Origin of the sequence: Pseudomonas sp. Sample_9, from assembly GCF_004307535.1 — a bacterium.
In the GTDB taxonomy this organism is placed as follows: Bacteria; Pseudomonadota; Gammaproteobacteria; order Pseudomonadales; family Pseudomonadaceae; genus Aquipseudomonas; species Aquipseudomonas mercuritolerans.
The window spans coordinates 1-10,706 of sequence record NZ_RAZO01000070.1; the positions used below are offsets into that span (position 1 = coordinate 1).

Sequence of the window (10,706 nt, forward strand, 5' to 3'; positions counted from 1 at the left end):
GCCTGCGGCAAGGTGCCCTGCGGGTTCTCGCGAGTTGTGTCGGTTTGCATGGGGGGGGGTCTCCACATTCTCTATGTTTGTTTGGCACCGTCATGGTGCTCACCGTTCTGTACCGAAGCACTGCAACCGACGGGCGTCGGCATTACAAACTTCGGAACAGTAGGAAAAAGGCTGCAACGCCGCGTCCTTGCCGAAGTTTTGGTCGCAAGCACAAGCTCGCTACCGGATTCCTTCGCGGGTGGCAGTCATGACTGCAACACCCATACCGTTTCGTCCGTTTCGGACCAAATAAAACGGTGCCATCCGCCAGTGCGGTTTGGGCTTGTAAAAACTCGCTTGTTCTACCGGAAACTGGCCATAAAGCACTTGAGTTTCAGGTCTGAAATGTGGTTGGGCGTTTTAGGTGAAAACCCTATATGTAGGGTCTCTGTTTTCGCCGTGCTACAAGATAATGCGTTTCAGGGGGGGATTGCAACGTACTACCTGTGGATAAGCCTGTGCGTAATTTGTGTAAGAAACAGGGAAAACGCGTGTAGGCCGCGAACCTGCTGAGCCAGACCGTTTGTCACTGTTTTTTTGCCTGGAAAAACGCTTCAGCGGTTTTTTAAGGGCGCGAACCCTATCACAGAATTCGGCCTTGTCCGAACGCATTTACCGACTTGTTTTCCGGGTGAGCGGCGTTTATACAATCGCTGGGTGCATGGGCATTTTTATCCTCCTGAAACATGACAGATGATCGGGAGGTATACGCAGGATTGTGGGAGCGAGCCTGCTCGCGAATCGGTTGACCACTGAGCATTCAGGTTGGAGCAACAGACGCTTTCGCGAGCAGGCTCGCTCCCACAGGTTTTGTCCGTGTCAGGCGATTGTCTTTCTTCTTTTAATAAAAACAGCAAGCAGAGGTCACCGGTGGAGCAACAAACCTGGCAGGTATTGATCGTCGAGGATGACCAGCGACTGGCCGAGCTCACCCGCGATTACCTGCAAGCCAATGGCCTGCGCGTGGAGATCGAAGGCAACGGTGCGCTGGCGGCGGCGCGGATCATCAAGGAGCAACCCGACCTGGTGATCCTCGACCTGATGCTGCCCGGCGAGGATGGCCTGAGCATCTGCCGCAAAGTGCGCAGCCAGTATGACGGGCCGATCCTGATGCTCACCGCGCGCACCGACGATGCCGATCAGATCCACGGCCTCGACCTCGGTGCCGACGACTATGTGTGCAAACCGGTGCGCCCGCGCTTGTTGCTGGCGCGCATCCAGGCATTGCTGCGTCGCAGTGACACACCAGAGCCGGTCGCGGAAAAATCCCGGCGGTTGCAATTCGGTCCGCTGGTGGTCGACAACGCGTTACGCGAAGCCTGGCTGAGCGACAACGGCATCGAGCTGACCAGCGCCGAGTTCGACCTGCTGTGGCTGCTGGTGTCCAATGCCGGGCGGATTCTTTCCCGGGAAGAAATCTTCACTGCATTGCGCGGCATCGGCTACGACGGCCAGGACCGCTCGATCGACGTGCGCATCTCGCGCATCCGCCCGAAAATCGGTGACGACCCCGACCATCCGCGCCTGATCAAGACCATCCGCAGCAAAGGCTATCTGTTCGTTCCGGAAGCCTGCGCAGACCTGGCGCTGTGAATTCGATCTTCCTGCGCATCTACGGCGGCATGTGCGCCGCGCTGATTCTGGTGGCGGTGCTCGGCGTGCTGGCGCTGAACCTGCTCAATCAGGTGCGCAGCGAGCAATACCGCGAGCGCCTGGCCCACGGCACTTTTTCGCTGATGGCCGACAACCTGCAACCGATGAACCAGACCGAACGCCATCGCGCGCTGCTGGTGTGGGAGCGGCTGCTCGGTATACCGCTGACACTGAAGAAATTCTCTGAAACCGACCTCGATCTGGCCCAGCGCACCCGTGTGCTGCGCGGTCAGGCGCTGGTCGAGCAGACCGGGCCACATGCGGCCAAGGTCTATCGGCTGATCAGCGAAAAAGAGCAAATGATGCTGGTGGGCGAGGTACAGCAAATCAGCGAGCAACTGGCCCGGGCGACCATCTACCTGCTGGCCGATGAACTGGTGCGGGTGCCGGTCGGCGAACAGCCCAAACGTCTGGCGCAGATAAAACAGGAAAAGGGCTTCGGCTTCGATCTGCAGCTGGTCACGGTAAATGAAGCCGACATGGACGAAGACCAGAGTCGTCGCGTGGCCGAGGGCGACACGGTGATGGCGCTGGGCAAGGGCGGCGATTCGATCCGCGTCTTCGCCGGTATGGTCGGCACGCCGTGGGTGCTGGAAATCGGCCCGCTGTATCAGATGAATCCGTACCCGCCGGAATGGCTGGTACTGATTGCCGCGCTGGGCCTGACCCTGATCGGCCTTATCGTTTATCTGTTGGTGCGTCAGCTCGAGCGACGTTTGCGCGGCCTCGAAGCGGCGGCCACGCGGATCGCCAAGGGCAGCCTGGAAACCCGTGTGCCAGCGCGCGGTGCCGACTCGGTCGGGCGGCTGGCGTTGGCGTTCAATGGCATGGCCGAGCACTTGCAGCAACTGCTGGCGATCCAGCGTGAACTGGTGCGCGCGGTGTCTCATGAACTGCGCACGCCGGTGGCGCGGCTGCGTTTCGGGCTGGAAATGATCGGCACGGCTACCACTCCGCAAGCGCTGGAGAAATACCGCGAAGGCATGGATCACGACATCGAAGACCTCGATAAGCTGGTCGACGAAATGCTCACCTACGCACGACTGGAGCAAGGCTCACCGGCGCTGACCTTCCAGCGCATCGACCTGGATGCGCTGGTCAATCAGGTGATCGAAGAATTGGCGCCGCTGCGCGCCGAGGTCACGGTACAGCGCGGTTTGTGTCTGTCATCGGCCGACAACGACGGCGCCTGGGTCGAGGCCGAGCCGCGTTATCTGCATCGGGCGCTGCAGAATCTGGTGGGCAACGCGATGCGCCATGCGCATTCACAAGTGACGGTGAGTTATCAGGTCGGCCAGTTGCGTTGCCGGATCGACGTCGAGGATGACGGGCCGGGGGTGCCGGAAGTGGCGTGGGAGCGGATCTTCACGCCGTTTCTGCGCCTCGACGATAGCCGCACGCGGGCCTCGGGCGGGCATGGTCTGGGCTTGTCGATTGTGCGGCGGATCATTCACTGGCACGACGGCCGCGCGATCATTGGCAAGAGCAAGAGTCTGGGTGGGGCGTGCTTCAGTCTGAGCTGGCCGAGGAATCAGGAGCGCCGCTGAGATTCGGGATACTGCCTTCGCGAGCAGGCTCGCTCCCACATTTGAAATGCAATCCCCTGTGGGAGCGAGCCTGCTCGCGAAGGCGCCATAACAGGCAATGCAAAACTTCAGGCAGGAATGCTGACCAGACTCAACAACTGCCCATCCTGCACTGCAAACTGCGCCTCCAGCTCCGATCCGTTGCGCCATTCGCTGGACAAATCAGTCAACAACCGCAGCCTGACCTGACCCGCCGCAGTCCATTCCAGCACTTCGGCATGCTCGAAATAAAAGCGCTGCTGCACGATCGGGTACAGCGCCTTGAACAAACTCTCTTTGACCGAAAACGTCAGGGTCACCCGCAGCGCCAGTTGCTCCTGAGAACCCGCCGCCATGCGCTGCATTTCCGCTGGCGTGAGGATTTCCCCGGCCAGCCTTTCGGCGCGCTCGTGGCTCAACAGGTTTTCCAGATCCATGCCCAAGCCGCGCCAGTGTTGCTTGTTGGCGACAATCGCCGCCGCACGGCCAGTGCTGTGGGTGATCGAACCGCAGATGTGCGCCGGCCACACCGGGGCGCGATCTTCGCCGATCGGCGGGACGATATTCAGGCCTTCGAGTTGGTGCAGCGCGGCACGGGCGCAAATGCGTCCTGCAAGAAACTCGGCCTGACGCTTGGCCACCGAACGCTGGATGCTCGGTGGCGCCAGCACAGCGCTGCGCTGAAAGTCATCGCCGAGCAGGCGTGCCGGGTCGAAGTGGGTACTGAGCAGCACGGTATCGGCCAGGACCGTCGGCAACGGCCAATGGCTGTCGAGCGCAGTGCAGCAGGCGGGCAGGGCGGGGGTGGTATGCATGGCGGGCATTTTGCCGGTTAGTCGGGGCGAGGTCGAGATCGGCGGTGAAGCCTTCGCGAGCAGGCTCGCTCCCACAGGGGATCTTCTGTGCGACAGGGATCCAATGTGGGAGCGAGCCTGCTCGCGAAGGCCGCGCCTCGGTCGCTACTGACTCAGCCGAAAATCTTCTTGAAGAACCCCTGCATATCCGCCCAGGATTTTTCATCCGCCGCCTTGTTGTAACCAATGTCCGGCCCGCCATGCTCGCCATGGCTCAGGCGATCGGCATCCGGATTGCTGAAACCATGCTTGGCGCCATCCAGACTGACGAACTGGTAGTCCGCCCCGGCCTTGTCCATCTCCGACTTGAACGCGGTGACGTGGTCCTGAGTGACCATGCTGTCCAGCGCACCGTGCTCGACGAGGATTTTCGCCTTCACACTGCCCGGAGTCGCCGGAGTCTTGGTCGCCAGCGCGCCATGGAAACTCACCACACCGGCCAGCGGCACACCTTGACGCGCTGCATTCAGCACCACGGCGCCACCGAAGCAGTAACCGATGGCGGCAATCCTGTTCGGGTCGGTCTGCTTTTGCTTCTTCAACAGATCGAGTCCGGCGGCGAAGCGTTTACTGGCGGCATCGGCATCCTTGGTCGCTGCCTGCATGAAGGCCATGGCGTCTTTCGGGTGCTCGGTGTTTTTGCCGTCGCCGTACATATCGATAGCCAGCGCGCTGTAGCCGAGTTCGGCGAGATCCCGCGCGCGGCGCTTGGCGTAATCGTTCAGCCCCCACCATTCGTGAACCACGACAACGCCGGGGCGTGGGCCTTTGATCGCGTCGTCATAGGCGTAGTAGCCGATCAGTTGGCTGCCGTCGGCGCTTTGGTAGGGGATTTCTGCAGTCTTGATCGCAGCCTGGGTGAAGCTGCTGACTGCCAGCAAAGTGAGGGCGAGGAACAGGCGCATGGTCGGGTCTCCTTGATGAAAGTGGTCAGAACAGCCTAGTCGATCTGGTTCAGGTCAGGTTCAGAGACGGTTCAGGGGCCGTACAGGGGTGGCTCAGTAATCTTGCGTCATACCCAAACAGCACTGTGAAAGAGGAAATACCCATGACTCGTTTAAACAAATTGCTGCTGGCTTTTACCCTGTTAGGCTCCAGCATCGCGGCCAACGCCGACGACACCAGCAACTTCGCCGGCCTGACGTTCGGCCAGACCAGCGACAAGATCGACAAGTCCCATGCGCTCAACAACAATCTCGGCAACCCCAACGTCACCGGGGCCATCGACGGCAACAACACCTACGGCTTGCGCCTCGGTCAGCAAAACAGCCAGGGCCGCTACTACGCCACTTACGACAACGTTTCCGGCTCGCACAATGGCGTTAAACTGCGCCAGGAAAATCTGCTCGGCAGCTATGACCTGTTCTACCCGGTGGGCGGCAGCACCAAGTTGTTCGGTGGCGCCACGGCCGGTCTGACCAAGCTGACGCAGGATTCGCCAGGCTTCAGCCGTGACAGCGACATCGGTTACGCCATCGGTGGCCAGGTCGGTGTGTTGCAGCAAGTTTCGCAGAACACCTCGGTGGAACTCGGTTACCGTTACCTGCGCAGCAACGCCAGCACTGAAATGAAAGAGAGCGGCGGCAGCAAACAGGGCTCGCTGGGCTTGACCAGCAGCGCGCAGACCTACCTGTCGGCCAACTACTATTTCTAAGCGGTTGCCGTCGATTGAATGTGGGAGCGAGCCTGATCGCGAAAGGTGTATCAGCCGACACTTGCTTGGCTGATCCACCGCTTTCGCGAGCAGGCTCGCTCCCACAGGTTGTGTCTGGAGTGTTCAAGTGATGGGGAGAAAGGCATGAAACTGTTGGTCGTCGAAGACGAGGCGCTGTTGCGTCATCACCTGCAAACCCGCCTGACGGAGAGCGGTCACGTGGTCGAGTCCGTGGCCAATGCCGAGGAGGCGCTGTACCAGACCGGCCAGTACAACTTCGATCTGGCGGTGATCGATCTCGGCCTGCCGGGCATGGGCGGCCTCGACCTGATCCGCCAGTTGCGCTCGGGCGGCAAGACCTTCCCGATCCTCATACTCACCGCGCGCGGCAACTGGCAGGACAAGGTCGAAGGCCTCGCCGCCGGTGCCGACGATTACGTGGTCAAGCCGTTCCAGTTCGAAGAACTCGACGCACGCCTGAACGCATTGCTGCGCCGCTCCAGCGGCTTCACCCAGTCGACCATCGTTGCCGGGCCGTTGCTGCTCGACCTCAATCGCAAACAGGCCAGCCTCGATGAACAACCGCTGGCGCTGACCGCTTACGAATACCGCATCCTCGAATACCTCATGCGCCATCACCAGCAAGTGGTGCCCAAGGATCGCTTGATGGAGCAGCTGTATCCGGATGACGACGAGCGCGATCCGAATGTCATCGAAGTGCTGGTCGGCCGTCTGCGCCGCAAGCTCGAAGGCCCGGCCGGGTTCAAACCGATCGACACCGTGCGCGGCCTCGGCTACCTGTTCAATGAGCGCTGCACTTGATCCGTTCCCTTCGCGTTCGCTTGATGCTCGCCGCCACCACGTTGGCGGTGTTGTTCATGCTCGCTTTGTTGCCGGCGATGCAGGGCGCCTTCAGCCTTGCCTTGCAGGACTCGATCGAGCAACGCCTGGCCTCCGACGTCACCACATTGATCTCCGCCGCCCGGGTGGAAAACGGTCGGCTGGTGATGCCGTCGCAATTGCCGGACGAACGCTTCAACCTCACCGACTTCCGTTTGCTCGGCTATATCTACGACCGCGACGGCAAACTGGTGTGGCGCTCGAAGGCCACCCAGGAAGAACAGATCAACTACAAACCGCGTTACGACGGCCTCGGTAACGAGTTCGCGCGGATTCGTGAAGCCAGCGGTCAGGAGTTCTTCGTCTACGACGTCGAAGTCAAATTGCTCGGCGGCAAGAGCGCAGCGTTCAGCATCGTCGCTCTGCAACCGGTGCGTGAATACGAAACCACCCTCGAAGGCCTGCGCGAAAACCTCTATCTGGGCTTCGGCGCGGCATTGCTGGTTTTGCTGGCGTTGTTATGGATCGGCCTGACCTGGGGCCTCAAGGCCTTGCGCCGATTGAGCCAGGAACTCGACGAGATCGAAAGCGGCACCCGCGAAAGCCTGACGGAAAAACACCCGCGTGAACTGCTGCGCCTGACCGGCTCGCTCAACCGCTTGCTGCTCAGTGAACGCCAGCAACGCAGCCGCTACCGCGACTCCCTCGACGATCTCGCCCACAGCCTGAAAACCCCGTTGGCGGTGCTGCAAGGCGTCAGCGAAGACATGGCCCAGCGCCCCGACGACCGTGATCAAGCCTGGGTCCTGCAAAGCCAGATCGAACGCATGAGCCAGCAGATCGGCTACCAACTGCAACGGGCCAGCCTGCGCAAAAGCGGTCTGGTGCGCCATCAGGTGCGCCTGCAACCGGTGCTCAAAAGCCTGTGCGACACGCTGGACAAGGTCTACCGCGACAAACAGGTGCGCGTGACCTTTGATCTGCCCGAGCATTGCTACGTGCCGATCGAGCAGGGCGCCTTGTTGGAAATGCTCGGCAATCTGCTGGAAAACGCCTATCGCCTGTGCCTCGGCGAAGTGCGGGTCAGCGTGCGCGAGTCCTTGGCCGGGATCGAGTTGTGCGTCGAGGACGATGGCCCGGGTGTTCCACTCGATCAGCGTGCGCGGATTCTCGAACGCGGTGAACGCCTGGACGCCCAGCATCCCGGGCAGGGCATCGGGCTGGCGGTGGTCAAGGACATCATCGAAAGCTACAACGCGCGTTTGGCTTTGGGCGATTCACCGATGGGCGGGGCGGCGTTCAGGATTCATTTTCCGGCGGTGTAAAGGTTGGCAGTGCCAGCCTCTTCGCGAGCAGGCTCGCTCCCACCTTGAAACGCATTCTCCTGTGGGAGCGAGCCTGCTCGCGAAGGCGTCTGACTTCACAACTCCTGCGCCCGATAAGCCCCCGGTGTCAGCCCCGTCCATTTCTTGAACGCCCGGTGAAACGCCGATGGCTCGGAAAATCCGAGCTGCTCGGCAATCTGCTGCAACGACAGGTCCGCCCGCCCCAGATGGTAGATGGCGATATCCCGCCGCAGCTGATCCTTGAGCTCCTGAAAACTCGTGCCTTCCTCACGCAAATGCCGCCGCAAGGTTTGCGGGCTGATATGCAGATGCGCCGCGACACCCTCCAGATCAGGCCAATTCGCAGCATCGCGGCTGAGCAAGCGGCGCAGGCGGCTGCTCAGGCTGTCGCCGTCGTCCGGGCGTGAGAGCAGGTCGGCGGGGGAGCGTTCGAGAAAATGCTTGAGCGTGCGTTCGTCCTGCAACAGCGGCATGGCCAGGTAGCGACTGTGAAACAGCAGGCTGCTTTGCTCGGCGTCAAAGGTCAGCGGGCAGGGGAACAGCAGGTCGTATTCGCTGCCGTGCTCGGGGCGCGGATAGCTGAAGGTTGCCTGCTCGAGGCGAATGCGCTGGCCGATCAGCCAACTGCCGAGGCGGTGCCAGATCACCAACAAACTCTCGCTGAGAAAATGATCCGGGTCCCACCACTGCGCGTCGTCCAGGCTCAAACGCACCCAGTCGTCTTCGCGACGCAGGGTCAGGCGTGGGGCGTCGGGGAACAGGCTGTAGAACAACAAGCCACGTTGCAGAGCCTTCTCCAGGTTGCGGCAGTGAATCGAGGCGTGGCACATCATGGCGAAGCTGCCGGGCTTGCTCGGGGCGTTACCGAAACCCAGGTATTCGTCGTCCAGCGCCAGCCACAAGCCCTGAATCAGCCGGGTGAACTGCTCAGGAGCAATGCGCGCGCGGGGCTCGTCGAGCAATTCCGCGCTGATCCCAAGTTGCTGCAACAGGCCTGAATAATCCAGGCCGCGCCGGCGTGCACCGCCAAGGGCGGCACGGGCGAAATGGCTGGCGATGGTGCGTTCGCGCATAAGCGGCAATCCTTGTTCAGGCACCGATCGTAACGGCGGGCAGGCAACGCAACAAGGCGGATTTCCGCCAAATTGCAGGACACTGAGCGCTCAGTTGGCGGAAATCCGCCATGCCTCAAGTCACTGATTGGTGACAGGAAAATCCCGCAGGCCCTGATATCAAAAGGCTTGCTGCCATTCGCACCAATCTGGCACGACGTTTGCGATACAAGCGACAGAAGCGTGCATTTCTCCCCGCCGGAGAGATGCCGTTCCAACAACAAATCCCTCCAGTGCAGGAGGGTTCGCAATTAAGGTTCAGCGCTCGACAGATGGATGTTGCCGCTGGACGCTTGAGGAAACCTGCAATGACGACTCGTCAGCCACTGTACAAATCCCTGTATTTCCAGGTGATCGTTGCCATCGCCATCGGCATCCTGCTTGGTCACTTCTATCCGCAGACCGGTGTGGCCCTCAAGCCACTGGGTGACGGCTTCATCAAGCTGATCAAAATGGTCATCGCCCCGATCATCTTCTGTACTGTTGTCAGCGGCATCGCCGGCATGCAGAACATGAAGTCGGTAGGCAAGACCGGCGGCTACGCGCTGCTGTACTTCGAAATCGTTTCCACCATTGCCCTGCTGATCGGTCTGGTCGTGGTCAACGTTGTGCAACCGGGCGCCGGCATGCACATCGACGTCACCACCCTCGACGCCTCGAAAATCGCCACCTACGTGACGGCCAGTAAAGACCAGAGCATTGTCGGTTTCCTCCTCAATGTGATCCCGAACACCATCGTTGGCGCGTTCGCCACCGGTGACATCCTGCAAGTACTGATGTTCTCGGTGATCTTCGGCTACGCCCTGCATCGCCTGGGTTCGTACGGTCGTCCGCTGCTGGACATGATCGATCGCTTCGCCCACGTGATGTTCAACATCATCAACATGATCATGAAACTGGCGCCGCTGGGTGCGTTCGGTGCCATGGCGTTCACCATCGGTGCCTACGGTGTCGGCTCGCTGGTGCAACTGGGCCAGTTGATGATCTGCTTCTACATCACCTGCGTCCTGTTCGTCGTGCTGGTGCTGGGTGCGATCTGCCGGGCTCACGGTTTCAGCGTGTTCAAACTGGTGCGTTACATCCGTGAAGAGCTGTTGATCGTACTGGGTACGTCCTCGTCGGAATCGGCATTGCCACGCATGCTGATCAAGATGGAGCGTCTGGGCGCGAAGAAATCGGTTGTTGGTCTGGTGATCCCGACCGGTTACTCGTTCAACCTCGACGGTACTTCGATCTACCTGACCATGGCCGCCGTGTTCATCGCCCAGGCGACCGATACGCACATGGACATCACCCACCAGATCACTCTGCTGCTGGTACTGCTGCTGTCCTCCAAAGGCGCGGCGGGTGTGACCGGTTCGGGCTTCATCGTTCTGGCCGCGACACTGTCGGCGGTAGGTCACCTGCCGGTTGCCGGTCTCGCGCTGATCCTCGGTATCGACCGCTTCATGTCCGAAGCCCGCGCACTGACCAACCTGGTCGGTAACGCTGTAGCGACCATCGTCGTCGCCAAGTGGGTCAAGGAACTGGACACCGATCAACTGCAGACCGAGCTGGCTTCCGGCGGTCGCGGTATCTCCGACGAGCGTGAAGAAGACGACCTGGGTGTGGCTGAAGGCCCAACCCCGAGCAATGTGAAGTAA

General features: G+C 60.8%; 9 protein-coding genes. 6 read left to right on the forward strand and 3 right to left on the reverse strand.

The window, feature by feature from the left end:
- The first annotated feature begins 909 nt into the window (after nt 1-909).
- Nucleotides 910-1,632, forward strand: coding sequence for a response regulator (locus tag D6877_RS04140; RefSeq protein ID WP_056788095.1), 723 nt, complete (start codon nt 910-912; stop codon nt 1,630-1,632).
- Nucleotides 1,629-3,239, forward strand: coding sequence for an ATP-binding protein (locus tag D6877_RS04145; protein ID WP_130909940.1), 1,611 nt, complete (start codon nt 1,629-1,631; stop codon nt 3,237-3,239). The genes D6877_RS04140 and D6877_RS04145 overlap by 4 nt, the downstream gene beginning before the upstream one ends.
- Nucleotides 3,240-3,346: 107 nt before the next feature.
- On the opposite strand, the gene D6877_RS04150 is transcribed toward D6877_RS04145, so the two are convergent.
- Together D6877_RS04150 and D6877_RS04155 are read right to left on the reverse strand one after the other, a co-directional pair.
- Nucleotides 3,347-4,072, reverse strand: coding sequence for a 4'-phosphopantetheinyl transferase superfamily protein (locus D6877_RS04150; RefSeq protein ID WP_130909941.1), 726 nt, complete (start codon nt 4,070-4,072; stop codon nt 3,347-3,349).
- A gap of 152 nt (nt 4,073-4,224) precedes the next feature.
- The gene (locus D6877_RS04155) at nt 4,225-5,016 is read right to left on the reverse strand and encodes a dienelactone hydrolase family protein (RefSeq protein WP_130909942.1); all 792 of its coding nucleotides are present in this window, start codon (nt 5,014-5,016) and stop codon (nt 4,225-4,227) included.
- A 143-nt stretch (nt 5,017-5,159) separates the two neighbouring features.
- Between D6877_RS04155 and D6877_RS04160 the strand changes: the two genes are divergently transcribed.
- From D6877_RS04160 to D6877_RS04170, 3 genes are all read left to right on the forward strand, one after another.
- On the forward strand, nt 5,160-5,765 hold the full coding sequence (locus tag D6877_RS04160; RefSeq protein ID WP_130909943.1) for a hypothetical protein: 606 nt from the start codon (nt 5,160-5,162) through the stop codon (nt 5,763-5,765).
- Between the two features lie 144 nt (nt 5,766-5,909).
- The gene (locus D6877_RS04165; RefSeq protein ID WP_016773623.1) at nt 5,910-6,587 is read left to right on the forward strand and encodes a response regulator transcription factor; all 678 of its coding nucleotides are present in this window, start codon (nt 5,910-5,912) and stop codon (nt 6,585-6,587) included.
- Nucleotides 6,584-7,930: an ATP-binding protein gene (locus D6877_RS04170; protein ID WP_130909944.1), complete on the forward strand. Its 1,347-nt coding sequence runs from the start codon at nt 6,584-6,586 to the stop codon at nt 7,928-7,930. Before D6877_RS04165 ends, D6877_RS04170 begins: the two co-directional genes overlap by 4 nt.
- A 95-nt stretch (nt 7,931-8,025) precedes the next feature.
- Here D6877_RS04170 and D6877_RS04180 read toward each other — a convergent pair whose 3' ends face one another.
- Nucleotides 8,026-9,024 (reverse strand): AraC family transcriptional regulator, encoded by a 999-nt coding sequence (locus D6877_RS04180; RefSeq protein ID WP_130909946.1) that lies wholly within the window; start codon nt 9,022-9,024, stop codon nt 8,026-8,028.
- Between the two features lie 347 nt (nt 9,025-9,371).
- On the opposite strand from D6877_RS04180, the gene D6877_RS04185 reads away from it, so the two are divergent.
- Nucleotides 9,372-10,706, forward strand: a complete 1,335-nt coding sequence (locus D6877_RS04185; protein WP_024013978.1) for a dicarboxylate/amino acid:cation symporter — start codon at nt 9,372-9,374, stop codon at nt 10,704-10,706.

Bases quoted from the DNA above. Each gene is read 5' to 3' on its own strand.
- D6877_RS04150 (WP_130909941.1), bottom strand. From the start codon at position 4,072: ATGCATACCACCCCCGCCCTGCCCGCCTGCTGCACTGCGCTCGACAGC.
- D6877_RS04155 (WP_130909942.1), bottom strand. From the start codon at position 5,016: ATGCGCCTGTTCCTCGCCCTCACTTTGCTGGCAGTCAGCAGCTTCACC.
- D6877_RS04160 (WP_130909943.1), top strand. From the start codon at position 5,160: ATGACTCGTTTAAACAAATTGCTGCTGGCTTTTACCCTGTTAGGCTCC.
- D6877_RS04165 (WP_016773623.1), top strand. From the start codon at position 5,910: ATGAAACTGTTGGTCGTCGAAGACGAGGCGCTGTTGCGTCATCACCTG.
- D6877_RS04180 (WP_130909946.1), bottom strand. From the start codon at position 9,024: ATGCGCGAACGCACCATCGCCAGCCATTTCGCCCGTGCCGCCCTTGGC.
- D6877_RS04185 (WP_024013978.1), top strand. From the start codon at position 9,372: ATGACGACTCGTCAGCCACTGTACAAATCCCTGTATTTCCAGGTGATC.